23 protein-coding genes and 1 riboswitch are annotated in these 23,057 nt (G+C 64.7%); of the genes, 16 read left to right on the plus strand and 7 right to left on the minus strand.

Going from position 1 to position 23,057, the window contains the following annotated elements; all coding sequences use genetic code 11:
- Positions 1 to 2: 2 nt before the first annotated feature.
- Positions 3 to 1,205: an acyltransferase gene (locus XH93_RS31260; protein WP_246799343.1), complete on the minus strand. Its 1,203-nt coding sequence runs from the start codon at positions 1,203 to 1,205 to the stop codon at positions 3 to 5.
- Between the two features lie 250 nt (positions 1,206 to 1,455).
- Here XH93_RS31260 and XH93_RS31265 point away from each other — a divergent pair, with 250 nt between their 5' ends.
- From XH93_RS31265 to XH93_RS31275, 3 genes are all read left to right on the plus strand, one after another.
- Positions 1,456 to 2,145: a L,D-transpeptidase gene (locus XH93_RS31265; RefSeq protein WP_194470406.1), complete on the plus strand. Its 690-nt coding sequence runs from the start codon at positions 1,456 to 1,458 to the stop codon at positions 2,143 to 2,145.
- 190 nt (positions 2,146 to 2,335) lie between these two features.
- On the plus strand, positions 2,336 to 3,904 hold the full coding sequence (locus XH93_RS31270) for a DUF4403 family protein (RefSeq protein WP_194470407.1): 1,569 nt from the start codon (positions 2,336 to 2,338) through the stop codon (positions 3,902 to 3,904).
- Positions 3,905 to 4,032: 128 nt separating this feature from the next.
- Positions 4,033 to 5,244 (plus strand): ABC transporter substrate-binding protein, encoded by a 1,212-nt coding sequence (locus XH93_RS31275; protein WP_194470408.1) that lies wholly within the window; start codon positions 4,033 to 4,035, stop codon positions 5,242 to 5,244.
- A gap of 108 nt (positions 5,245 to 5,352) precedes the next feature.
- On the opposite strand, the gene XH93_RS31280 is transcribed toward XH93_RS31275, so the two are convergent.
- Both XH93_RS31280 and XH93_RS31285 read right to left on the minus strand, forming a co-directional pair.
- Complete coding sequence (locus tag XH93_RS31280; protein ID WP_139480027.1) at positions 5,353 to 5,568, minus strand: dodecin family protein; 216 nt, start codon at positions 5,566 to 5,568, stop codon at positions 5,353 to 5,355.
- A 175-nt stretch (positions 5,569 to 5,743) separates the two neighbouring features.
- On the minus strand, positions 5,744 to 6,031 hold the full coding sequence (locus XH93_RS31285) for a hypothetical protein (protein ID WP_194470409.1): 288 nt from the start codon (positions 6,029 to 6,031) through the stop codon (positions 5,744 to 5,746).
- A 441-nt stretch (positions 6,032 to 6,472) separates the two neighbouring features.
- Between XH93_RS31285 and XH93_RS31290 the strand changes: the two genes are divergently transcribed.
- Complete coding sequence (locus tag XH93_RS31290) at positions 6,473 to 7,774, plus strand: MFS transporter (protein WP_194470410.1); 1,302 nt, start codon at positions 6,473 to 6,475, stop codon at positions 7,772 to 7,774.
- A 38-nt stretch (positions 7,775 to 7,812) separates the two neighbouring features.
- Positions 7,813 to 8,967 (plus strand): mandelate racemase/muconate lactonizing enzyme family protein, encoded by a 1,155-nt coding sequence (locus XH93_RS31295; RefSeq protein WP_194470411.1) that lies wholly within the window; start codon positions 7,813 to 7,815, stop codon positions 8,965 to 8,967.
- Between the two features lie 80 nt (positions 8,968 to 9,047).
- Here the strand turns inward: XH93_RS31295 and XH93_RS31300 are convergent, their stop codons facing one another.
- Complete coding sequence (locus XH93_RS31300; protein WP_194470412.1) at positions 9,048 to 9,617, minus strand: PRC-barrel domain-containing protein; 570 nt, start codon at positions 9,615 to 9,617, stop codon at positions 9,048 to 9,050.
- 330 nt (positions 9,618 to 9,947) lie between these two features.
- Here XH93_RS31300 and XH93_RS31305 point away from each other — a divergent pair, with 330 nt between their 5' ends.
- On the plus strand, positions 9,948 to 11,354 hold the full coding sequence (locus tag XH93_RS31305) for a glycerophosphodiester phosphodiesterase family protein (RefSeq protein WP_246799344.1): 1,407 nt from the start codon (positions 9,948 to 9,950) through the stop codon (positions 11,352 to 11,354).
- Positions 11,355 to 11,462: 108 nt separating this feature from the next.
- Here XH93_RS31305 and XH93_RS31310 read toward each other — a convergent pair whose 3' ends face one another.
- Positions 11,463 to 11,840 (minus strand): PRC-barrel domain-containing protein, encoded by a 378-nt coding sequence (locus XH93_RS31310; protein ID WP_139479452.1) that lies wholly within the window; start codon positions 11,838 to 11,840, stop codon positions 11,463 to 11,465.
- 280 nt (positions 11,841 to 12,120) lie between these two features.
- On the opposite strand from XH93_RS31310, the gene XH93_RS31315 reads away from it, so the two are divergent.
- Together XH93_RS31315 and XH93_RS31320 are read left to right on the plus strand one after the other, a co-directional pair.
- Positions 12,121 to 12,858 carry a response regulator gene (locus XH93_RS31315; protein ID WP_139479451.1) on the plus strand — a complete coding sequence of 246 codons (738 nt, stop codon included), beginning with the start codon at positions 12,121 to 12,123 and terminating at the stop codon, positions 12,856 to 12,858.
- Positions 12,859 to 12,860: 2 nt separating this feature from the next.
- The gene (locus XH93_RS31320) at positions 12,861 to 14,225 is read left to right on the plus strand and encodes an ATP-binding protein (protein WP_194470413.1); all 1,365 of its coding nucleotides are present in this window, start codon (positions 12,861 to 12,863) and stop codon (positions 14,223 to 14,225) included.
- 44 nt (positions 14,226 to 14,269) lie between these two features.
- Here the strand turns inward: XH93_RS31320 and XH93_RS31325 are convergent, their stop codons facing one another.
- Positions 14,270 to 14,479 (minus strand): hypothetical protein, encoded by a 210-nt coding sequence (locus tag XH93_RS31325; RefSeq protein ID WP_139863644.1) that lies wholly within the window; start codon positions 14,477 to 14,479, stop codon positions 14,270 to 14,272.
- 310 nt (positions 14,480 to 14,789) lie between these two features.
- On the opposite strand from XH93_RS31325, the gene XH93_RS31330 reads away from it, so the two are divergent.
- From XH93_RS31330 to XH93_RS31365, 8 genes are all read left to right on the plus strand, one after another.
- Positions 14,790 to 15,326 (plus strand): lytic transglycosylase domain-containing protein, encoded by a 537-nt coding sequence (locus tag XH93_RS31330; protein WP_194470414.1) that lies wholly within the window; start codon positions 14,790 to 14,792, stop codon positions 15,324 to 15,326.
- Positions 15,327 to 15,491: 165 nt separating this feature from the next.
- Positions 15,492 to 15,634: riboswitch (TPP riboswitch) on the plus strand.
- Positions 15,622 to 16,635, plus strand: a complete 1,014-nt coding sequence (locus XH93_RS31335; RefSeq protein ID WP_194470415.1) for an FAD-dependent oxidoreductase — start codon at positions 15,622 to 15,624, stop codon at positions 16,633 to 16,635. It overlaps the preceding riboswitch by 13 nt.
- Entirely contained in the window at positions 16,626 to 16,823 is a 198-nt protein-coding gene (thiS, locus tag XH93_RS31340; RefSeq protein ID WP_139479446.1) for a sulfur carrier protein ThiS, read from the plus strand. The genes XH93_RS31335 and thiS overlap by 10 nt, the downstream gene beginning before the upstream one ends.
- Before the next feature lie 178 nt (positions 16,824 to 17,001).
- The gene (locus tag XH93_RS31345; RefSeq protein WP_194470416.1) at positions 17,002 to 17,784 is read left to right on the plus strand and encodes a thiazole synthase; all 783 of its coding nucleotides are present in this window, start codon (positions 17,002 to 17,004) and stop codon (positions 17,782 to 17,784) included.
- A complete protein-coding gene (gene thiE, locus XH93_RS31350; RefSeq protein ID WP_194470417.1) occupies positions 17,771 to 18,379 on the plus strand; it encodes a thiamine phosphate synthase in 609 nt (202 codons plus the stop codon). Before XH93_RS31345 ends, thiE begins: the two co-directional genes overlap by 14 nt.
- A gap of 168 nt (positions 18,380 to 18,547) precedes the next feature.
- Positions 18,548 to 20,413 carry a phosphomethylpyrimidine synthase ThiC gene (thiC, locus tag XH93_RS31355; protein ID WP_194470418.1) on the plus strand — a complete coding sequence of 622 codons (1,866 nt, stop codon included), beginning with the start codon at positions 18,548 to 18,550 and terminating at the stop codon, positions 20,411 to 20,413.
- Between the two features lie 291 nt (positions 20,414 to 20,704).
- Positions 20,705 to 21,760 (plus strand): IS110 family transposase, encoded by a 1,056-nt coding sequence (locus XH93_RS31360; protein ID WP_194470419.1) that lies wholly within the window; start codon positions 20,705 to 20,707, stop codon positions 21,758 to 21,760.
- A gap of 391 nt (positions 21,761 to 22,151) precedes the next feature.
- Positions 22,152 to 22,556 (plus strand): hypothetical protein, encoded by a 405-nt coding sequence (locus XH93_RS31365; protein WP_194470420.1) that lies wholly within the window; start codon positions 22,152 to 22,154, stop codon positions 22,554 to 22,556.
- A 133-nt stretch (positions 22,557 to 22,689) separates the two neighbouring features.
- On the opposite strand, the gene XH93_RS31370 is transcribed toward XH93_RS31365, so the two are convergent.
- Positions 22,690 to 22,914: a hypothetical protein gene (locus XH93_RS31370; RefSeq protein WP_194470421.1), complete on the minus strand. Its 225-nt coding sequence runs from the start codon at positions 22,912 to 22,914 to the stop codon at positions 22,690 to 22,692.
- Between the last annotated feature and the right edge of the window lie 143 nt (positions 22,915 to 23,057).

Raw genomic sequence — 23,057 nt, forward strand, 5'->3', positions numbered from 1 at the left:
CGTCAGGGAGCCGCGGATCGCCTGCCGGCGACGCCACCGGCCGCAGCAGCGAGTGGCGTGTCATCGGCCGCGAGCCGTCGCGGCGCCACGAACGAGAAGCCGCTGCGCAGCTTCAGCACCGGCTTTTCGATCCAGTGCCAGGAGAACGCCGCGAACAGCGTGATCAGCACGAAGGATATCCAGAACTGCGCGAGCAACGATGTGTTCGGCAGCAGCGTCTTCACCACCTGCTGCAGCGGAAATCCATAGAGATAGATTCCGTAGGAATAGTCGCCCCTTGAAAACACCGGCAGGCGGGGCAGCTTCGAGACGCCAAGGTATGCGGTGATGTAGACCAACGCCGGGCAGAGGGTGGCGTTGAGGACAGGCTGGGTCAGCCAGTCGACCGGCCCGATGATCGCGACGGCGAGGCAAAGCAGGCAGCAGGCGGCGAGAATGCGCCCATCGTAGGGGATGCGGTACCGGTAGAGGTAGATCGCGACGCCGAGGATGAAGGCGACCAGCAGTTTTGAGCCGCGCCCGAGGAAGATCGCGGTGCTGAAGATCTTGTCGTGCAGCGAGGCGGTGACACCGGGGGTCAGCTGCGGCGGAAGCACGGCGTGCCCGGTGCGATCAAGCACGAGACCGATGCCCACGAGCGCGATCGCACCGAACAGGATCAGCGCCGGCCTGCGCAACAGTCCGCAGGAGATCACGGCCATCATCAGCACGTAGCACATGTATTCGAACGGGATGGTCCAGAGCGAGCTGTTGACCTCCGGTGCGGGGTTGCCGCTGAACACGCCGGGCAGCATGTAGTCGACCAGGCCAGCAATGTTGCCAAAATACCGGTAGGTCCCGTAGCTGGTGAAATACTCCGACAGCGGCAGCGAGGTGAAGATCGGTCCGAGGATCAGCGCCGACAGCACGATCTCCACGGCGAGCGCGGGAATGATCCGCAAGCCGCGATTGATGACGAATTCCTTCAGGCTCAAGCGCAGGCCGCTTGCCGCGACCAGAAATCCGCCGAGCACAAAGAACACCACCAGGGCGGCATAGTGCGGAAAAAACACATACCACGGCTCCGGGCCGTTAAGACGTCCCATCGCGATATAGGGCGCATGGGCGGCGACGACGGAAACCGCGAGCGAAATGCGGAGAAAGTCGAAGCCCGGACCGAACCCCTTCTGTCGATCCAGCATGTTGCCGATCGATTGCCGTGACATCATTTCCTCTCAACCGAGAAACAATGCGCTGGACAGCAAGGGGCGTGCCAAGGACTTCTGTCCTGTGCCGGGACACTTCCGGATCAACCCTGGATTAACTGTCCCACGAAACACGCACGAAACAATTCCCTAACGCCACGAAACCATTTTGGCGATTTCGTGCAAACGTCCGGAAACGCCCACCCTGTAGTGGTTTGAGCCAACGACGCGCCGAACTGGCGTGCAAGGGCGCAAACAACAGGGGTCGACAATGTTCAATTCCAGCAAGCTGAACTCGCGTCTCGCTGCCGCCGCCTTCGGTGCGCTGGCGATCGGCGCCGTGGCATTCTCCAATTCCGCCGCGGCCGCGCCGCTGCCAATGTTCCCGTTCCTGCTGACGCCGCCGACCGAGGCCGCGCCGCCGCCGGTGCAGTCGATGCCGCAGGCGCAGGACGATGAAGGGTCGTTCCAGCTGCCCGCCCGCCTCCGCCGCCAGATCGTCGCCTACCCGACCCGCGAGGCGCCCGGCACCATCATCATCGACACCCCGCACACCTATCTTTACCTCGTGCTCGGCAACGGCCAGGCGATGCGCTACGGCATCGGCATCGGCCGCGACGGCTTCACCTGGTCGGGCACCCAGACCATCACCAAGAAGGCGGAGTGGCCGGACTGGACCCCGCCACCGGAAATGATCGCCCGCCAGCCCTATTTGCCGCGCCACATGGCCGGCGGCCCCGGCAACCCGCTGGGCGCCCGCGCCATGTATCTCGGCGGCACCATCTACCGCATCCACGGCACCAACATGCCGGAGACCATCGGCACCCGCGTCTCCTCGGGCTGCCTGCGCCTGACCAATGAAGACGTCACCGATCTCTATTCGCGGGTCAGCGTCGGCACCAAGGTAATCGTGCTGCCGATGACCGACCGCCGCGCGGATCTCGGCGCGACCATCCGCTAAGCCGGAAACATTCGTTCATCGACAACGGCTCCGGCTTCCCCGCCGGGGCCGTTGTCGCGTCCGTTAACTCTTCACAGCGATTTGCGGCAGCCGCCCAACTCCGCCCCCGAACCAGCTTGATCCGGCCACACTGGCGCCCTCGTCGGCGGGCCTGTACAACCGCATCGAGTTCATTTCATCCGGGGAAATGATGCGTCTGCCGATGCGTCCATGGACGATCCTGATCGCCGTCGCGGTGGTCGCGGTGTCGTTCCTCATCAGCCTGAAGGCCATGGAGTGGTTTGCGCCGCGCGCCACGGTGCAGCAGCCCAAGCTCGTGGAGGTGCCGCCGCTGCCCGCCGCGCCGCGCTCCTCGACGATCGTGGCGCAGGTCTCGGTCGCGCTGTCGGCGATCCGCGATGCCGCCGAACGCGGTGCGCCGAAGACATTTGGCGGCAAGGCCCCCAATCCGGCGCCGCAGATCCTGCAGAACGCCGACATCAACTGGACCGCCGGGCGCGGCCCGATGGCGCTGACCGGCGCCCAGGATGTGCTGACGCTGTCGACCCCGATCGACGGATCGCTCAAGGTCACCGGCTCGCTGTCGGCGAAAGCGAACGGGGCGGTCAACGACGCGCTCGGCAGCCTGCTCGGCGCCAATGTCGCCAAGCAGATCGGCGCGGTGAACATCAAGAACGTCAACGCCAATGCCGAGATCAAGGGCAACGTCACCCTCACATCGCGGCCGAAGCTCGGCGCCTCCTGGCGGATCGAGCCCAACCTGCAGGCGCAGGTCAATCTCGGCGACACCAGCCTGACCGCCGCCGGCGTCCGCATCAGCGTGCCCAACCAGGTCAAGCCGGTGATCGACAAGACGGTCGCCGATCAGATCGCGGCCGTCGAGGCCAAGCTGCAGAACAACCCGGCGTTCCAGAACAGCGCGCGCGCGCAATGGGTCAAGGCCTGCCGCTCGATCCCGCTGCAGGGCACCGGCGGCACCTCGTCGATGCCGCCGATGTGGCTCGAGTTGCGGCCGACCCGCGCGATCGCGGCGCAGCCCAAGGTCGATGCGTCATCGATGATCCTCACCATGGGGATCGAGGCCGAGTCCAGGATCACCGAGACCCAGACCAATCCGAGCTGCCCGTTCCCCGACAAACTCTCGATCGTGCCGCCGATGCCGGGCAGCGTCGCAATCGGCCTGCCGGTCGACATGTCCTTCACCACACTGACCCAGCTCGTCGAGGCCCAGCTCAAGGGCAAGACCTTTCCCGAGGACGGCTCCGGTCCGGTCGACGTGACTGTCAAGCGCGCGAGCATCGCCGCCTCCGGCGACCGCCTTCTGATCTCGCTCCTGGTGCAGGCCAAGGAGAAGACCAGCTGGTTCGGCCTCGGCGCCGAGGCGACCGTGCATATCTGGGGCCGCCCGCGGCTGGACCAGGAGGCGCAGACGTTGCGGCTGAACGATGTCGAGCTGGCGGTGGAATCCGAGGCGGCGTTCGGCCTGCTCGGCGCCGCCGCGCGTGCGGCGATCCCGCGCGTACAGCAGGCGCTGGCCGACCGGATGATCGTCGACCTCAAGCCGTTCGCGAGCAATGCGCAGCGCAAGATCGCCGCTGCCATCGCCGACCTGCAGAAGAACGAGGAGGGCCTGCGCGTCGACGCCGAGGTCACCAGCATCCGCCTCGCCGGCATCGCCTTCGATGCGAAGACCTTGCGGGTGATCGTGGAAACCGACGGCACCATCAAGGCCGCGGTCACTGCGCTGCCGGCACTGTAAACGGCGGAACCGCCCCTCCCCGCATACCGTTGTCTGCCCACAAAGTCGGCTTTGCGACACCTTGCCGCACCGGATAGAACGGCGCCGTGGACAGCAACCCTCAACGAAAAGTCAGGGAGAGAACAACCATGAAATCGCTCTTGGCCGCAGCTGCGGCCGGCCTCGCGCTCGCGGCCTCCGGCACCGCGGCCAACGCCCAGATCTCCGACAATGTCGTCAAGATCGGCGTGCTCACCGACATGTCGAGCCTCTATGCAGACGCCACCGGCAAGGGTTCGGTCGCCGCCGTCGAGATGGCGGTCGCCGATTACGGCGGCAAGGTGAAGGGCGTGCCGGTCCAGGTGGTCTCGGCCGATCACCAGAACAAGCCCGACGTCGGCATCAACATCGCGCGCAGCTGGTACGACAACGACAAGGTCGATGCGATCCTCGACGTTCCGACCTCCTCGGTCGCGCTGCCGATCTCGGCGCTGACCCGCGAGAAGAACAAGATCAACATCAATTCCGGCGGCGGCTCCTCCGACATCACCGGCATCGCCTGCTCGCCGAACACGGTGCACTGGACCTACGACACCTACGCGCTGTCGAACGTCGCCGGCAAGGCGATGGTCAAGCGCGGCGAGGACACCTGGTTCTTCGTCACCGCCGACTACGCCTTCGGCATGGCGCTGGAGCGCGACGCCGCCAATGTCGTCAAGGAGAGCGGCGGCAAGGTGCTCGGCGACGTGCGGCATCCGCTGAACTCGTCGGACTTCTCGTCGTTCCTGCTGCAGGCGCAGGCGTCGAAGGCCAAGGTCGTGGCGCTGGCCAATGCCGGCGGTGACACCACCAACGCGCTGAAGCAGGCCTCCGAGTTCGGCCTCGTGCAGGGCGGCCAGAAGATGATCGCGCTGCTGCAGGAGATCACCGACACCCACTCGCTCGGCATCAAGGCGACACAGGGCCTGATCGTCACCGACGCCTTCTACTGGGACATGAACGACGAGACCCGCGCCTTCTCGAAGCGCTTCAACGAGAAGGTCGGCCACATGCCGACCATGATCCAGGCCGGGCTGTATTCGGCGACCATGCATTACCTGAAGGCGATCGAGGCCATCGGCACCGACGAGGCGTCGAAGGTGATGGAGCAGATGCGCAACACGCCGATCAACGACTTCTTCGCCAAGAACGGCCACATCCGCATCGACGGCCGCATGGTGCACGACATGTATTTGTTCGAGGTCAAGAAGCCGGAAGAGTCCAAGGGCGAGTGGGACCTCTACAGGCTGATCGCCACCGTGCCCGGCGACGAGGCGTTCCGTCCGCTCGACAAGGGTGGCTGCCCGCTGGTGAAGCCGTAGCCGTCGTTGCTGTGCAGGGTGGGCACGCTTTCGCTTTGCCCACCCTACCGTTCCGTAGCCCGGATGCAGCGAAACGCAATCCGGGCTACGAGCTACGGTTGCGTGCGCTCACGAACCTTCGAACTTGAACGAAACTTTCAACTTGGCGCGGTAGGCTTCGACCTTGCCGGCGGCGTCCAGCTGCAGGTCGAGCTCGACGACCTCGGCAACGCGCAAATCGCGCAGGGTCTCTCCGGCCCTGCTGACCGCTGCTGCGGCCGCCTTTTCCCAGGAGTCCTTGCTGGTCCCGATCAGCTCGATAACCTTGTAGACGCTCTCAGCCATGTCGTCCTCCCTTTGCTGTCAGGCAGGAGGCGAGTGCTCCCGCCGCGATCAGCCTAACATCGGGACATCAGGGCTAACAGGATGCGCCGCACCATTCCGAGTGTGGCGTAGCCCGGATGGGCTACGCGCTTCGAAATGCGGCGGGCAATCGCTTGCCCGCCGAGCAGTTTGACGATTAGCGGCCGCGGTGATGGTGGCTGTAGTGCGGCACTTTGGCGATGCCGACGCCGCTCTCCTCGGCCTGCAGACGCTGCAGCACCTGCGGCGGCAGCAGAACCAGCTTGGCCGCCGGCGTCGGCGCACCGCCATTGAGCACGTCCCGATAGGGATACATCGCCTGATACGCGGCCGGCTCGGAGATCGCCGCCTGGGCTGACGCCGCCGTGACGGTGATGGCCGACAGCGCCGCAGCCAGCGCGATGGTTTTGAACGTCTTTGCGACGTGGGAATTCCTGGTGGTCATGGTAACGCTCCCGCGATTTTCATCGCATGCGATTAACTCGGTTACGCTTTATAGATGCCCCCGAGGGGCGGGATTTCAAGCGTTCCGATTAAATCGGATGCGATTTATAAGCGTCCATGGCTTCAAATAATCGTGTCGGCGCAATGCCGTTGAGCAATTCGCAGGGCTGGCCTGACGGCGCGGCAGAACTCGCCAGGCTGAAGGCGCCGCCTGCCAGTCGCGATTACGCCCGCGCGAGCGAGGCCGGCATCAGACTCCGCGATATCTCGTTTTGAGATGGCGCCATCTCAACAATTCATTATTCGCCGAACGCCCCGCCCGATAAGGCGTGTCATCCGCCTTTGGTTCAGCGATCTGTCTGCCGCTGAAGACCGCGACGCTCGAACCATCGAGACGGCGAACGATACGCCATGTGCGAACAACAACGACACGGGAGCGAGAATGTCCGACGCGGTTGCTGACAGGGCGATCAGGAAGGCTTTCGTTCGGCTGATGCCGGTGCTGTTCGTCTCCTACATCCTGGCCTATATCGATCGGGTCAATGTCGGCTTTGCGGCGCTGACGATGAACGCCGATCTCGGCATTTCGCCCTATATCTTCGGGCTTGGCGCCGGCGTGTTCTTCCTCGGCTATTTCGTCTGCGAGATCCCGAGTAATCTGGTGATGGCGAAAGTCGGTGCGCGGCGCTGGATTTCGCGCATCATGATTTCCTGGGGCGTGATCGCGATGGCGCTGGTGCAGGGACCTGCGAGCTTCATCGTCATCCGCTTTCTGCTTGGAGCGGCCGAGGCCGGCTTCTTCCCGGGCGTGATCCTGTACCTGACCTACTGGTTTCCGCAGCAATATCGCGCGCGCATGATCGCCGCGTTCATCGTCGCAGTGCCGGTGTCGCTCGCGCTCGGCGGACCGGTCTCGACGGCGATCCTGCAGATGGACGGGGTTGCCGGCCTGAAGGGATGGCAGTGGCTGTTCATCCTCGAAGGGTTGCCGACCATTCTGGTCGGCCTGGTCTTCCTGAAAGTGATGCCCGACCGGCCGGGCGAAGCAAAATGGCTCAGCAGCGAGGAGCGGGTCTGGCTGCAGAATGCGCTCGACAGCGAAGCGCGCGCGGTCGCCGGGGCGCATGGGCTCAGCCTGCTGCAATCGCTCGCCGACATGCGCGTGCTGGCGCTCGCATTCATCTGGTTCGCCAACACCACCGCCAATCTCGGCCTCGCATTCTTCCTGCCCCAGATCCTGAAGGGGCTCGGCCTGACCGACATGCAGACCGGGATCACGACCTCGATCCCCTACATCTTCGGCACGCTTGGCATCATCGCGTTCGGCTTCATCTCCGATCGTTACAATGAACGCCGATGGACCCTTTGCGCGGCGCTCGTGCTTACGGCCGTCGGATTGACGGCGGCCGGCGCAATGTCCGGATCGCTGCTCGCCGTGGCCGTCATGGCGGTTGCCGCCGTCGGCATCTACGGCGCAAAACCGCCGTTCTGGCCGCTGCCGTCGACCTTCCTTGTCGGCAACGCTGCGGCCGCCGGCATCGCGTTGATCAATGCGACCGGCAATCTCGGCGGCTTCGTCGGGCCCTATGCGATCGGCTGGATTCGCGATGCAACACACAGCTATCAGGCCGGGCTCTACCTCCTCGCCGCACTGTCGTTCGTCGCCGCGGTGCTTGTACCGGTCGTCGTCAATCCGCGTTTCCTCAAGGTCGCGACGCCGACGTCCGGACTGAAGCGGGCCTGAGCCGGCCCGCACATGCCTCGCCGAAAGGAGCACTATCCATGACCATCAGCATCGCGCGCATCGAGGCGTTCCTGTTTCGCGCCGAGGTAAAGGAGCCCGTCAAGACCTCGTTCGGCAGCATTCCAAGGCGCAGCGTTCTGCTGTTGCGCGTCGAGGATACCGATGGCGCGTATGGTTGGGGCGAAATCTGGTGCAACTTCCCGCCCTACAGCGCCGACAACAAGATGCGGTTGCTCGAAACCGTGATCTGTCCCGCAGCGCTGGCTTCAACCTATCTCGATCCGTCGGACGCCTGGCACACGCTGACGGCGCGGACTCATCGCTGGGCCCTTCAAGGCGCCGAGCCCGGCCCGTTTGCGGCGTGCCTCGGCGGGCTCGACCTCGCGCTGTGGGACCTCGCTGCACGGCGCGCGGGGAAATCGCTGCGCGCCATGCTCGCCGGCACCGCCGTGCGCGATAGGGTGCCGGCCTATGCCAGCGGCCTCAATCCGGACACCGCCGCCGAGACGGTGGCGCGCTGCCGCGACGCCGGGTTTCGCGCCTTCAAGGTCAAGGTCGCGTTCGGCACCGAGACCGATACGGCTGTCGTCTCGACCATCACGCGCGACCTGCGGAGCGGCGAGCGGCTGATGGTGGATGCGAACCAGGGCTGGGATCTAGCCGAGGCCCGGCGCGCGGTGCCGAGGCTCGGCGCATTCGGCCTTGGCTGGATTGAGGAGCCACTGGCGGCGGACCGGCCCGCAGCCGAATGGGCCGAGCTGGCGCTGCTATCGCCAGTGCCGCTGGCAGGTGGCGAGAATGTCATGGGTTACGAAGCCTTCGCGGGTCTGATCGCGAACGGCCATCACGGTGTGGTTCAGCCTGACATGTTGAAATGGGGTGGCGTCACCGGTGCCTACGCGGTCGGCCGGCGCGCGGTGCAGACGGGACGGTCCTACTGCCCGCATTGGCTCGGCAGCGGCGTCGGCCTGCTTGCAGCGGCCCAAGTGCTTGCGGCGGTGGGCGGTCCCGGCCTGCTCGAGCACGATGTGATGGAGAATCCCTTGCGTGAGGCGCTGGCGCAGCCCTTCCCCCGCGTCCGGGATGGTCTCTTCCCGCTGCCTGACGGACCAGGATTGGGGGCGGAGCCCGACCTCGCGGCTGCGGCCGACTGGCTTGTCACACGGCAGGAATACGGCGCGCCGCGATCCTAGAGGCAGGGCGCGCGAAGTCATTGCGCAGAAAACGCGCCCGGCGGCACCGGGCGCGTTTGGCTTTCACGGAACGCGATGCGTTACTCGGTCGAGTACTTGAACTCGGGCATTGCCTTCAGCTCGTCCTTGGTCGCGTTGAAGACGGCGTGATCGGGATACCAGGGGTTCGGCTTCGACGCCGTTGCCGGGGCCGCGCCGGTGGTCGTCGACGTCTTGCTGGTGCCGCCGGCACCGCCGGGGCTGCCGGTGTTCGACGCGCTGGACCCGGTGTAGGCGACCGGTTCGGTCGAGAACTTCACCTTGTCGATCGGCACGGCGACCAGATGCTCGCCGACGCCAAGAAAGCCGCCGACGCCGATCACCACCGCCTTGATGGCCCCGCCCTTGTCCATCAAGAGATCGTTGATCGAGCCGACGCTCTCGTTCTTGTCGTTGTACACGCTGAGACCGACGACCTTGGATGCGCGCCAGTCGCCCTTATACGAGGTCGATGAGGCGGCTGTCGTGCTCGCCGGAGGCGATGTGGTGCTCGCGGCCGGAGGCGACATCTCATTCTTGTCGCTCTTGGTGTCGGTCGGCGTCTGCGCGAACGCAACGGTTGCAAGCAGCGCAGTGCCGGCGACGCCGGCCATGATAGATCTGACTAACATGTTGGCTCTCCTCAGTTCGCAAAATCGATACATGGAGAACCCGTAATCTTGGCAAGCGTTCCTACGGGAACCTGCGATCAAAGGCCACTCCAGCACGGAGGAACGCTTCGACGCGACGCAACAGCCTTCGCGGAAGCGAAGCCGCCGACGACTCAACTAACGGCCGTAGCCCTCAAGCGTTGCATTCATCACCGACGGCGTTGTGCAAATTCAGCGTGTCCCGCAAGTTTTTTGCCCGCCCGGCCCGCCTGACAGTCATCGGACTGTCAGAGAACTGCGACATGAGGAACAGGAGGTAACAGGTGCTGCGTTGGAGATGGAGGGCTGGCTATGATGCACACTGGTTCGCTGCGGAAACGACGCGTTGGCGCGATGCTGCTCGCGACCGCGGCTTTGGCGGTCCTCCCGGCCTCGATGGCGTCAGCGCAAGCCGGCTCGGCGCCGGCCGGCGCAAAACCGTTCCTGACCCTCGATGGCAAGCAGCCCTTGGTCATCGGGCATCGCGGCGTGCCGGGGCTGGTGCCTGAAGAGACCGAGGCCTCGTATGACCTGGCCGCGGCGCTGGGCACCGATTCACTCGAAGAGGACCTGCACCTGACCAAGGACTGCGTCCTGGTGGCGCGTCACAATCCGTGGCTGGGCGACAATACCAACATTGCCGAGGTGGCGAAGACCAACCCTGTGGTTGCGGCCCGCAAGCGCACGCCACCGGGCGTCCGCGTCAAGGTGAAATGGCCGCAAACTCCCACCAGCGGACCGGCTGACTATCCCACCGATCTCGTCGATCCGGCGGACCCCAAATCGGTGCTGAAGGCGCTGATCGTCGACGGCGAAGACCACACCAATGACTGGTCGATCACCGATTTCACCATGGCTGAGCTGAAGGAGTGGATCGCCGGCACCACCTATGATGCGGCCAATGAACGGCCGAGGGTGTTCAACGGCAAGCTGCCGGTCATCAGTTTCCAGGACGTCATCGACATCGCCAAGGCCAAGAGCAAGGAGACCGGACGCAGCATCTCGGTCTATCCGGAGACCAAGAATCCGACGTGGAATAATGCCCAGGCGATCGCCAATGGCTGCGGCGCGCCTGGCAGCCGCCCGCTCGAGGATGCCCTGATCAAGATCATCAAGGACAACGGCCTCAACGCCAAGGACGCGCCCATCATCGTCCAGAGCTTCGAGCCCGGCAGCCTGAAATACATGCGCAGTCAGGGCCTTCAGACGCGGCAGGTCCAGCTCATCGACGGCAACGGCGTCGACTTCAAGACCGGCAAGGTGCTGCTCAACAACATCACCACCTCACGTCCGTATGACTGGACGATTGCGGGCGACCCGCGCCAGTACGATGCGATGCTGACGCCCGAGGGCCTGGCGGAGATCAAGACCTATGCCGACGGCATCGGTCCGTGGAAGGCGTATATCGTCCCCTACAAGATCTCGCCGTGGAAGGACAGCAACGCCGACGGCACGCCCTACAAGGGATCGACACCGGAGGCCACGACGCAGGAGGCAACCAGCGTCATCGCCGACGCGCACAAGCTCGGCCTGTTCGTGCATGTCTTCACGTTCCGCAACGAGAAGAAATACCTGGCTGCCGACTATCGCGCCGATCCCAGCCTGGAGTATCTGAAGTTCTTCCGTCTCGGCGTCGATGGTGTCTTTACCGATTTCACGCACACCGGCGTTGCCGCCCGCGCCGCCTATCTGCGCGAGCTTGGCTGGCGAGGCGACTAGAGCATGATCCGGAAAAGTGTGAAGCGGTTTTTCCGAAAAGATCATGCTCAAACAAAGAGCTAAAGGGCGATGACAATTCGATCCGATCTCATCGCGCTTTAGGTTGAATCAGAAGCCGCCCCAATAGGGCGGTACGCCGTAGAAGCGATGCAACTCGGCTTCCTGCGAACGGTCGCCCCAATCGAAATCCTTGTCGGCGCGGAACGACGGCGCGCGCTTCAGCTCGTCATCCTCGATGTCGAGCTCGTAGGCCTCGAACTTCGGGTTGTAGTGCAGCTTGCCCCATGGCAGCGGAATCAGGTTGGTTCCGATGCCGAGGAAGCCGCCGAAGCTGAGCACGGCGTACGACACCTTGCCGGAAATCTTGTCGATCATCAGCCGCTCGATATGGCCGATCATGTCGCCGTTGGGCCGCCGCACCGCGGTCCCCTCGACGCGATCGCTTGCAATGAGTTGATGCGGTCTGGTCTGGACCTCGACAGCCATCTCACCCTCCACAGCCTGAAAAACAGTCAACGCCTCGCCGGGCATGCGGGTTCCGCCGGGATACGACAGCCGCCCTTCCCCTTTGCCTTGCACGGCCGCCGAGGCGGACTGCAGATTGGGCCAGTTCTTTCGCCATTTCAATGCACTACGCTTGATGACACAACGCTAACTTTTCACCCTGGCGGCGACCTGCTACCTCCGAATGCCGGGCAAGATTTCAGACATACACTGAAACAAAATTCCTCAGCCGCTTTCCCCGAATCACGGACAAAAGGTCGGTATGACCCAGGCCACGCCCAACATCCTTGTCGTTGAGGACGATCGCGAGACGCGGACCCTCATCGCAAAATATCTCCGCACCAATTCCTGTCACGTCACCACCGCCTCCGACGGCCGCGAAATGGCGAAGGCCATGACCGACCACCGGATCGACCTCCTGGTGCTCGACGTCATGCTGCCGGGCGAGGACGGACTCAGCCTGTGCCGCAAGGTGCGCGCTGAATCGCAGACGCCGATCATCATGCTGACCGCGCGCGGTGAGGACGTCGACCGCATCCTCGGCCTCGAGATGGGCGCCGACGACTATCTGGCAAAGCCGTTCAACCCGCGCGAGCTGCTGGCGCGGATCAACGCGGTGCTGCGCCGCCAGGTCGCCGCGCGCAACGCCAGCGCGATCGAGGGCGCCACCGTGCTGACCTTCCTCGGCTGGAAGATCGACATCCGCCTGCGCGAGCTGCGCAACCCCGAAGGCGCCCGCGTCGCGATGACCAGCGCCGAGTTCGACCTGCTGCGCACCTTCTGCGAGCGGCCCGGCCGCGTGCTGTCGCGCGACAGCCTGCTCGATCTGACCCAGGGCCGCAGCTCCGGCTCGTTCGAGCGCTCGATCGACGTGCTGGTCAGCCGCATCCGCCGCAAGATCGAGCCCGACCCGCAGGAGGCCACCATGATCAAGACGGTGCGCTCCGGCGGCTACGTGTTCACGCCGAGGGTGGAGGCCATTCCCACCGCGAGCAACTGACCATGAAGCTGCTGAGTGTGCTGAGTCTGCGGAGGATCGGCGCACAGATGGCGGCGCTGGTGGTGGTATCGATCGTCGCGCTGCATCTGATCATCACCGCAATCTTTCTGATCCACCGCCCGGACCAGCCCGAACCGCCGGATCGCTGGCACAACCAGCTTGCGGCCGCAACGCAGCTCCTGGGACGCGCCCCGCTATCGGAGCGGCCGCGGCTCGCTGCCGACATCACGCGCGCCTTCCCGCAGCTTGCGATCAGCGACCTGCCGGACGAGACCGTCCCGATGACCGATCCCGATACGCAGAGCCTGCACGCGCTGCGCCGGCTCGGCGCCGGCTATCGCGTCTTCCTGCTGCCGCGCGACGCCGGCGTCACGCCGCATGAGGGCGAGGTCCGTCGCGTCGCGATCCGCCTGCCCGACGGCGACATGATCGCCGCCAACCTGATGCCGGATCTGCACCTGCGGCCGTTCTGGGGCGGACCGTGGATGATGACGGTGCTGTTCGCCGTCATCTGCGTCACCCTGCTCAGCCTGTGGGCAGCATGGGCGCTGACCGCACCACTGTCGTCCTTCGTCAAGGCCGCCGAGACCTTTAGCCTGAACGGCGCCGCGGCGCCGCTGCCCGAGCGTGGCCCGGAGGAAATCCGCTCGCTCGCCAAGGCGCTGAACCGGATGCGCGAGCGCATCACCGCGCTGATCGACGACCGCACCAAGATGCTAGCTGCGATCAGCCACGATCTGCGCACGCCGATCACGCGGATGCGGCTGCGCGCCGAATTCATCGAGGACGAGACCCATCGCCTGCGCATGCTGCGCGATCTCGACCAGATGCGCTCGATGCTGGAATCGGTGCTGTCGTTCCTGCGCAACGACCGCAAGCTCGAGGACATGACGCTGGTCGACATCGCGAGCACGCTGCACCTCGTCACCGACCAGTTCGCCGACATGGGCCACAAGGTGACCTATGAAGGCCCGCAGCACGCGATGGCGACCGCGCGGCCCGCCGACCTGAATCGCAGCATCACCAATCTGGTGGAGAACGCGGTCCGCTTCGGCGGCGATGTCGCGGTCCGCCTCGCCGTTGGGCGCGACCTGCTCACCATCGACATCGAGGACGACGGCCCGGGTATTTCGGATGCGCACAAGGCGAGCGTGCTGGAGCCGTTCGTGCGCGGCGACCAGGCGCGCAACATGGACGAGGCCGAGGGCTTTGGCCTTGGACTGTCGATCGCCAATGCAATCGTGCTCGCGCATGGCGGCACGCTGTCGCTGCACGACCGCAAGCCGCACGGGCTCGTGGTCCGCATCCAACTGCCGGCGCGCCAGCAGCCGCAGCTCGACCAGCCGCCGCAGAAATCCGCGGCCTGATCAGGCGATCGAGTGCGGGCGAGCGGAGTTCGGATGTGTTGCGTTCACGCGGCGAGCGGGGTGAGTTGCTCGTCGTCGTAGATCGCGATGGCCTCGAAACGGTAATTGCAGGCGCGGCAATTCCACAGATAGGACGTGCGGCCTTCGCCATGCTCCACCCAGTCCGGGCGGGAAATCGGTTTGCCGCATTGTGCGCAGGGATTTTCGCGAGGTGTGTAACCAAAATCCGGACGGGCAAAATCCTGACGAGCCATGGCGCATCTCCCGAACACCGTTTCTTATCGGCTTTTGGAATAGACAGTTGTGCTGACTGACTGAACTGGCACCGCTGCCGGCAGGCAGTGTAGACCTCTGTTGATTCATTTGCACGACAAACCGTTGTTCGCGGCGTGCGGAAAAATCAATCCTGTCAATTTGAATTTCTCTCGTCGTGTTCGCAGCAGCGAGAACGATGCATGCAGTGGCATCAATTCGTGACGCGGGTTTTGCCACATTCCTGCCTGCTCGCCGTACCAATGAAGCCGCAGGAACTGATGCGCGTTCAATGGCCCCGATCGACCCGACATGAAGACCTTTCAAACCTTTCTTCAGACCCTTGGCTGCCTCGCCGTGATCGCGGCCCTGGTGCCGTGCACAACTGCGAGCGCGCAATCGCGCGCGCAGTATGAGGCGATGGTCGCGGCGGAAGCGCAAGCCAATCTGGTGCCGGAAGCGCTGGTGCATCGCGTCATCGTGCGTGAGAGCAAGTATCAGCCAAAGCTGATTGGACGCGGCGGCACCATCGGGCTGATGCAGATCAAGCTCGGCACCGCTCGCGGCCTCGGCTACACCGGCAACGCCGAGGGCCTGCGCGACCCCGGCACCAACCTCAAATACGGCATCAAATACCTCGCCGGCGCCTACCGCGCTGCCAACGGCGATCACGATCGAGCCGTGCGTTATTTCGCGGGCGGGTATTACTACGTCGCAAAGCGCCAGCGCAGCGAGCACCTGAAAGAGGCGAAGCATGGCGGCACGGGTGAACCGCCAAAGGCGTTCGTCGGGTCGGAGCAAGTGACAGCCGAGACCGCCGAGGCGAAGCCGGAACATGCTTCAAAATAGGCACCATCGCGCCGCGGCCGCCCGGCAGCACCTGGTCGTCTTCGATCACCTGCTAGCACACAAGCGATCCGAATCCAGCCACGCGCCCACGGCGAAGGGCGCGGTCGAGTTCCTTGTCGGTTCCTGGCATACACGTTGACACGCTCGCTCATCCGCCTACATTAGGGCCGTTCCGAGGGGTGCTCCGAGGAGGAGCTGAGATACCGCAAGCTTGGACCCCGCCCGATGGCGAAAAAGTCCGGGACCGCGGTGACCCTTTGAACCTGATCCGGGTCATGCCGGCGAAGGGACAGGGATGTACCAGACGTCAATACCGCGGGGGGATTCCCCCGTTTCCATCATCGGCGCAGGCATAGCCGGCGCTTGGCATGCGCTATTGCTCGCAGAGGCCGGACGTGCCGTCACCCTGCACGAGCGCAGTGACGCCACCATGACGGAATCCACAAGCCATTGGGCCGGCGGCATGCTGGCGCCGTGGTGCGAGGCCGAGGCCGCTGAGCCCGTGATCTCCCGCCTCGGCATCCGCTCGCTGGATCTGTGGCGGCAGCATTTTCCGAAAACTCCGTTCAACGGCTCGCTGGTGGTGGCGCATCCGCGCGACCGCAGTGATTTCGAACGCTTCGCCCGCATAACCAGCGGCCACCGAAGGCTGGATGCAGAGGGCGTGCGCGCGCTCGAGCCGTCGCTCGAGGGCCGCTTCCGCGATGCACTGTTCTATCCCGACGAGGGCCATGTCGAGCCGCGCCGCGTGCTGCCGGAGCTCCATGCTGCGATCACGAAGGCCGGCGGTTCGATCATGTTTGGCAGCGACGCCGAGGCCGCTGACCTCGACGGCCTCGTAATCGACTGCCGGGGCCTCGCCGCGCGCGACCGCGCGCCACACCTGCGCGGCGTCAAGGGCGAGATGATCATCATCGAGACCGCGGAGGTTACGCTGTCGCGCCCGGTGCGGCTGATCCATCCGCGCTGGCCGCTCTATGTGATCCCGCGCGGCGACGGCCGCTTCATGCTCGGCGCGACCTCGATCGAGGCCGAGGACACTGGCGTCAGCGTGCGCTCGGCGCTGGAACTTTTGGGCGCAGCCTATGTCGTGCATCCGGCCTTTGCCGAGGCACGCATCGTCGAATTCGGCGCCGGGCTGCGGCCTGCTTTCCCGGACAATCTGCCGAAAATCAGGATCGAGCAGGAACGCATCACGGTGAACGGACTCTACCGTCATGGCTTCCTGCTGGCGCCGGCGCTGGCCGAGCTGACGCTCGCCTATCTCGCGCGCGGCGAAATCGACAACGAGGTGATGCAATGCGCGTGATCGTCAACGGCGAGCAACGGGAGATCGCGGCAGGCAGCGTCGGCGCGCTGCTCGCCGAGCTCGACTACGAGGGCACGCATTTCGCGATCGCGCTGAACTACGACGTGGTGCCGAAGAGCCGCTGGGCCGAGACCCCGCTGAAAGCCGGCGACGAGATCGAGATCATCACGCCGCGGCAGGGAGGGTGATGGTGAGGACTGCGCACCTTCCGCACACTCCGCTGTCATCGCCCGGCCTGTGCGCATGGCCCACATGGACCGGGCGATCCAGTACGCCGCGGCCTCTCGGATCAATTACAGACGCCCCGGCGTACTGGATCCCCGCTTTCGCGGGGATGACGACCTCATTTGGGGAGACACCTCCGACATGGTGAACTTCTACGGCAAATCCTTTCCCTCCCGCCTGCTGATCGGCACGGCGCTGTACCCCTCGCCCGCGATCATGCAGGCGGCGATCCGCGCCTCCGGCGCCAGCATCGTCACGGTGTCGCTGCGGCGCGAGGCGGCGGGCGGCAAGACCGGCGATGCGTTCTGGTCGCTGATCCGCGAGCTCGGCGTCACCGTGCTGCCGAACACCGCCGGCTGCCGCAGCGTCAAGGAGGCCGTCACCACGGCGAAGCTGGCGCGCGAATTGTTCGATACGCCCTGGATCAAGCTGGAGGTGATCGCCGACAACGACACGCTGCAGCCCGACGTGGTCGGCCTGGTCGAAGCGGCCTCTATCCTGATCAAGGACGGCTTTGAGGTGTTCCCCTATTGCACCGAGGATTTTTCGGTGGCCGCGCGGCTGGTCGACGCCGGCTGCAAGGTGGTGATGCCGTGGGCCGCGCCGATCGGCAGCGCCAAGGGCATCATCAACCGCGACGCCTTGAGGTTGCTGCGCGACCGGCTGCCCGACATCACGCTGGTGGTCGACGCCGGCATTGGCGCGCCGTCGCATGCGGCGGAGGCGCTCGAGCTCGGCTACGACGCCGTGCTGCTCAACACCGCCGTCGCGAAAGCCGCCGATCCGGTCGCGATGGCCAATGCCTTCCGCCTCGGCGTCGAGGCCGGCCGCACCGCCTATGAAGCCGGGCTGATGGAAGCCCGCGACTTCGCCTCCCCTTCCACCCCTGTCGTTGGGACACCGTTCTGGCATGCCGTATCCTGATCGTTTCTATCCCGTCGTCGACAGCATCAAATGGGTCGAGCGACTGACCAAACTCGGCGTCGGCACCATCCAGCTGCGCGCCAAGGAGCTCGACGACGGCGCCGCGCTGCAGATCGTTAGCGATGCGCTGGCGGTGACCAAGGGGACACCGACAAAACTCGTGGTCAATGATTACTGGCGCGCGGCGATCGTCGCCGGCGCCGAACACCTGCATCTCGGCCAGGAGGATCTTGCCGACGCCGACCTCGCCGAAATCCGCAAGGCCAAGCTGACGCTCGGCATCTCCACCCATGACGATGCCGAGCTCGCCACCGCGCTCGCCGCGAAGCCCGACTACATCGCGCTCGGCCCGATTTTCTTCACCACGCTGAAGTCGATGCGGTTCGAGCCGCAGGGCATCCCGAAGATCACCGAATGGAAGCAGCGCATCGGCGCCATCCCCCTTGTCGCGATCGGCGGCATCAAGTTCGAGCACGCGGCCGAGATCTTTGCCGCCGGCGCCGACTCGATCGCCGTCGTCTCCGACGTCACCCAGAACGCCGACCCCGACGCGCGGGTCCGGCAGTGGCTCGGCCTCGAAGCGGAGGCCGCGTGATGCACGGCATCGCACACTACTCATCCCGTCACCCTGAGGTGGCCGCTTCTTCAGCGGCCCTCGAAGGGTCGACGGCCCGGCTCGTCGACCCTTCGAGGCGCGCAAGTGCGCGCACCTCAGGGTGACGAGAACAACCATCGCTCAAGAGATTAAAACGGAGGATCCCTCATGAACATCCGCTCCAACCCCGACAACACCCGTCCCGCCGTCACGACGGGCTCGCTGCCCGCCTCGCGAAAAATCTTTGCGACGCCGGAGGCCGCGCCCGACCTGCGCGTGCCGCTGCGCGAGATTATTCTTTCGGAAGGCGCCGGCGAGCCGAACCTGCCGGTCTATGATACCTCGGGTCCGTACACCGATCCCGCCGTCACGATCGACGTCAATGCCGGCCTGCCGCGCAATCGGCTGGCCTGGGTCAAGGAGCGCGGCGGCGTCGAGGAATATCAGGGCCGCGACATCAAGCCGGAGGACAACGGCAATGTCGGCGCTGCGCACGCCGCCAAGGCCTTCACCGCGCACCACAAGCCGCTGCGCGGCCTCGACGGCCACAAGATCACCCAGCTCGAATTCGCCCGCGCCGGCATCATCACCAAGGAGATGATCTACGTCGCCGAACGCGAGAATCTCGGCCGCAAGCAACAGCTCGAGCGCGCCGAGGCCGCGCTCGCCGACGGCGAGAGTTTTGGCGCCTCGGTGCCGGCCTTCATCACGCCGGAGTTCGTGCGCTCCGAGATCGCGCGCGGCCGCGCCATCATCCCCTCCAACATCAACCATGCCGAGCTCGAGCCGATGATCATCGGCCGCAACTTCCTCACAAAGATCAACGCCAATATCGGCAACTCGGCGGTGACATCGTCGGTCGAGGAAGAGGTCGACAAGATGGTGTGGGCGATCCGCTGGGGCGCCGACACCGTGATGGACCTCTCGACCGGGCGCAACATCCACACCACCCGCGAATGGATCTTGCGCAACTCGCCGGTGCCGATCGGCACCGTGCCGATCTACCAGGCGCTGGAGAAGTGCGACGGCGATCCGGTCAAGCTGACCTGGGAGCTCTACAAGGACACGCTGATCGAGCAGTGCGAACAGGGTGTCGACTATTTCACGATCCACGCCGGCGTACGCCTGCCCTACATCCATCTCACCGCCAACCGCGTCACCGGCATCGTGTCGCGCGGCGGCTCGATCATGGCGAAGTGGTGCCTGGCGCATCACAAGGAGAGCTTCCTCTACACCCACTTCGACGAGATCTGCGACCTGATGCGCAAGTATGACGTCTCGTTCTCGCTCGGCGACGGTCTGCGTCCCGGCTCGATCGCCGACGCCAACGACCGCGCGCAATTCGCCGAGCTGGAAACTCTCGGCGAACTGACCAAGATCGCATGGGACAAGGGCTGCCAGGTGATGATCGAGGGCCCCGGCCACGTGCCGATGCACAAGATCAAGATCAACATGGACAAGCAGCTCAAGGAGTGCGGTGAGGCGCCGTTCTATACCCTCGGACCGCTGACCACCGACATCGCGCCGGGCTACGACCACATCACCTCGGGCATCGGCGCCGCGATGATCGGCTGGTTCGGCTGCGCCATGCTCTGCTACGTCACGCCGAAGGAGCATCTCGGCCTGCCCGACCGCAACGACGTCAAGACCGGCGTCATCACCTACAAGATCGCGGCCCACGCCGCCGATCTCGCCAAGGGCCACCCGGCCGCGCAGCTGCGCGACGACGCACTGTCGCGCGCGAGGTTCGACTTCCGCTGGCAGGACCAGTTCAACCTCGGTCTCGATCCCGACACCGCGAAGAACTTCCACGACGAGACGCTGCCGAAGGAAGCCCACAAGGTCGCGCATTTCTGCTCGATGTGCGGCCCAAAATTCTGCTCGATGAAGATCACCCAGGACGTGCGCGACTACGCCGCGACGCTCAACGACAAGGAGCAGGGCATGGCGCAGATGAGCGCCAAGTTCAAGGAGATGGGCGAGAACGTGTATCTCGATGCGGACAAGGTGAAGGAGAGCAACCGGGTTTTCTGACCCTCACCGCTCGTCATGCCCGGGCAACAACGCGAAGCGCGTCTTCGCGCTAGACGACCCGGACATCCATCGAAAAGCGAAAGGCCGGGCCAGAGCCCGGCTTTTTTTCGCGATAAAGTAGATGGGGTAACGGGCCCGCGGTCCTCCCTTCCAAGCAAGCCGCGCTAGCTACGGCGCTGTTTTGATGCGCGCGTCGCGCGGCTTGCTTGGAAGGGAGGCGGTCGTCCCTCACATTGATGGTGTAACGGAGTCGGGGCTTGAGCCCGCTCCAAGCATCGAGGAGAGACGACCATGGACCATTATGCCGGAATCGACGTGTCATTGGAATGCTCCAGCGTGTGCGTTGTCGATGCGAACGGCAAGATCGTTCGCGAGGCCAAGGTGGCGAGCGAGCCGGAGGCGCTGATCGACTGGTTCCGCTCGCTCGGGTTCGATCTGGCCAGGATCGGACTTGAAGCCGGACCGCTGTCGCAATGGCTCTATGCGGCGATGAAGAAGGCCTGTCTGGCGGTCGAGCTTCTGGAGACGCGCCATGTGAGCGACGCGTTCAAGGCGATGCCGGTGAAGTCTGACCGCAACGATGCCCGCAATATCGCGCAATTGATCCGGCTCGGCTGGTTCCGGCCGGTCCACTGCAAGTCGATGAGCGCGCAGGAGACCCGCGCAATGCTGACGGCGCGCAAGCTGGTCCAGAACAAGCTCCAGGACGTCGAGAACAGCCTGCGCGGGATCTTGCGTGGCTTCGGCTTGAAGGTCGGCAAGACAACCAAGCGCAGCTTTGCGCCACGGATCCGCGAGCTGGTGACCGGCCATCCGGCGCTCGAGACGATCGCCGAGGCGCTGCTCGCGGCCCACACGGTGCTGATGCGCGAGTTCAACGGATTTGAGAAGCGGGTGCGGGCGATGTCGCGGTTGGATGCCAAGGCCAGGCTGCTGATGTCGACGCCGGGCGTAGGGCCGGTCGCCTCGCTGACCTATGCCAGCGCCATCGACGACACCTCCCGCTTCATTTCGTCGAAGCGGGCGGGGCCGCTGTTCGGGCTGACGCCGAAGAAGTATCAGTCGGGCGAGACCGACTATTCCGGCCGCATCAGCAAAAACGGCGACGCCGCGGTGCGCGAGGCGCTCTATGAGGCCGCCCACAGCATCCTGAGCAAGCCGATCAAGGGCTGCGCGCAGCTCAAGAGCTGGGCGATGCGGATCGCCCGCCGCGCCGGCATCAGCAAGGCCAAGGTGGCGCTGGCGCGCAAGCTCGCCGTGATCATGCTGCGCATGCTCAAGGACAACGTCCCCTTCAACGCGACTGCCAAGAACGCGACTGCCAAGGCAACCGCCATGGCGGCTTAAAACAGGAGCAAACAAGTTTTCGGGCGGGTCACCACACCAGCCTTCCCGAAGCGAAGTCCCTTCGCCGGGACGATGGATCAGGTCAGGCCGTCATCCGGGTTGTCGACGCATCCCACGATGCGATCACGCTTCCGTAGATTGGCCGACCTGCTCCTCTTAGAACCCCATCAGGCGACGGCCACCGCGCCGATCCCGTACAGAAGCAGGTTCCCGGCGAGCGGATGATGCAAAAAGGGATTGACTAACCAAGGCCCGTTACAGAAGCCCGGATGAGCGACCTGTCCGCCATAGCTCGAAGAGCGACGGCGGAAGCGATATCCGGGGTTTCTCTCGGCCCCGCATATCGCTACGCTTACGCGGGCTACAGACCGCTCACTCGGCACAGACTACCATGACCGACAATCTCACCGGCGTCTGGGACGGCAGCTACGTTCAGCCTGATACCGGCGTGGTCACGTTTCTGGCCACCCTGATCGAGTCCGGTGGCGCGCTCGGCGGCAGCATCACCGAACCCTGCATGATGCCAGCCTGTCCGCTGACCACTCACAACGCATCGGTTGCCGGCCACCGCTCCGGCAGCGCAGTAGCGTTCGTCAAGCGCTACGAGCCGCCCGGCTACGGTTATGACACCGTGCATTACGAAGGCGCGGTCAACGCCGAAGCGACCGAGATCGACGGCCACTGGAAGATCCCCGGCACGCGGTTCTCGGGCACGTTTCTGATGATCCGCGCCAGCCGGCCGGCGGAGCAGGTGGCAAGCGAAGAACGGACCAAGGAGCCGGTGCGCAACCGGTAGGGCTGATCAGCGAAGCGTAATCCGCCGTTTTTCCAATGCGACTAGATCGGTGGGTTTGCCGCGTCGCTAACCAATCCTACGACCCTGGAATCAGCAAACCGGGCTCGGTTCGCTTGCCGTGGCATGACCGGTTCTATGCCGCCACTTCCGCTTGGCGAATTTCACGTTGCGCTTTGAATGCAGCGATGAACACCTCGAGGCCAACCGGGGTCAAACCGTTCTCCGTGATGAGACCCAACCGCATCAGGTTGATTGTCTCGTTCATGCTGTCACCATGCAACGACCCGCCCCCGAACAGCTTGATGATAATTCGCTGCTCCCGGCGCGTCATGTTATTCCAGAGCGTCAGAGCGGACACCCATGCCTCGTGCGAATCGTTGAATGACACTTCGGAAATTAGCCGATCGCCCGGAGGCCAAATCGTGGCGGATATCGCCGCGCCTTGAGAAGGGCCGCCGTTTTCAACAGAGCAGCAAGCGAAGCCCGGACGAATAAAGCGCG

This window comes from Bradyrhizobium sp. CCBAU 51753 (genome assembly GCF_015291565.1).
Taxonomy (GTDB): domain Bacteria; phylum Pseudomonadota; class Alphaproteobacteria; order Rhizobiales; family Xanthobacteraceae; genus Bradyrhizobium; species Bradyrhizobium ivorense.

Bases quoted from the DNA above. Each gene is read 5' to 3' on its own strand.
- XH93_RS31260 (WP_246799343.1), bottom strand. From the start codon at position 1,205: ATGTCACGGCAATCGATCGGCAACATGCTGGATCGACAGAAGGGGTTC.
- XH93_RS31265 (WP_194470406.1), top strand. From the start codon at position 1,456: ATGTTCAATTCCAGCAAGCTGAACTCGCGTCTCGCTGCCGCCGCCTTC.
- XH93_RS31270 (WP_194470407.1), top strand. From the start codon at position 2,336: ATGCGTCTGCCGATGCGTCCATGGACGATCCTGATCGCCGTCGCGGTG.
- XH93_RS31275 (WP_194470408.1), top strand. From the start codon at position 4,033: ATGAAATCGCTCTTGGCCGCAGCTGCGGCCGGCCTCGCGCTCGCGGCC.
- XH93_RS31280 (WP_139480027.1), bottom strand. From the start codon at position 5,568: ATGGCTGAGAGCGTCTACAAGGTTATCGAGCTGATCGGGACCAGCAAG.
- XH93_RS31285 (WP_194470409.1), bottom strand. From the start codon at position 6,031: ATGACCACCAGGAATTCCCACGTCGCAAAGACGTTCAAAACCATCGCG.
- XH93_RS31290 (WP_194470410.1), top strand. From the start codon at position 6,473: ATGTCCGACGCGGTTGCTGACAGGGCGATCAGGAAGGCTTTCGTTCGG.
- XH93_RS31295 (WP_194470411.1), top strand. From the start codon at position 7,813: ATGACCATCAGCATCGCGCGCATCGAGGCGTTCCTGTTTCGCGCCGAG.
- XH93_RS31300 (WP_194470412.1), bottom strand. From the start codon at position 9,617: ATGTTAGTCAGATCTATCATGGCCGGCGTCGCCGGCACTGCGCTGCTT.
- XH93_RS31305 (WP_246799344.1), top strand. From the start codon at position 9,948: ATGATGCACACTGGTTCGCTGCGGAAACGACGCGTTGGCGCGATGCTG.
- XH93_RS31310 (WP_139479452.1), bottom strand. From the start codon at position 11,840: ATGGCTGTCGAGGTCCAGACCAGACCGCATCAACTCATTGCAAGCGAT.
- XH93_RS31315 (WP_139479451.1), top strand. From the start codon at position 12,121: ATGACCCAGGCCACGCCCAACATCCTTGTCGTTGAGGACGATCGCGAG.
- XH93_RS31320 (WP_194470413.1), top strand. From the start codon at position 12,861: ATGAAGCTGCTGAGTGTGCTGAGTCTGCGGAGGATCGGCGCACAGATG.
- XH93_RS31325 (WP_139863644.1), bottom strand. From the start codon at position 14,479: ATGGCTCGTCAGGATTTTGCCCGTCCGGATTTTGGTTACACACCTCGC.
- XH93_RS31330 (WP_194470414.1), top strand. From the start codon at position 14,790: ATGAAGACCTTTCAAACCTTTCTTCAGACCCTTGGCTGCCTCGCCGTG.
- XH93_RS31335 (WP_194470415.1), top strand. From the start codon at position 15,622: ATGTACCAGACGTCAATACCGCGGGGGGATTCCCCCGTTTCCATCATC.
- thiS (WP_139479446.1), top strand. From the start codon at position 16,626: ATGCGCGTGATCGTCAACGGCGAGCAACGGGAGATCGCGGCAGGCAGC.
- XH93_RS31345 (WP_194470416.1), top strand. From the start codon at position 17,002: ATGGTGAACTTCTACGGCAAATCCTTTCCCTCCCGCCTGCTGATCGGC.
- thiE (WP_194470417.1), top strand. From the start codon at position 17,771: ATGCCGTATCCTGATCGTTTCTATCCCGTCGTCGACAGCATCAAATGG.
- thiC (WP_194470418.1), top strand. From the start codon at position 18,548: ATGAACATCCGCTCCAACCCCGACAACACCCGTCCCGCCGTCACGACG.
- XH93_RS31360 (WP_194470419.1), top strand. From the start codon at position 20,705: ATGGACCATTATGCCGGAATCGACGTGTCATTGGAATGCTCCAGCGTG.
- XH93_RS31365 (WP_194470420.1), top strand. From the start codon at position 22,152: ATGACCGACAATCTCACCGGCGTCTGGGACGGCAGCTACGTTCAGCCT.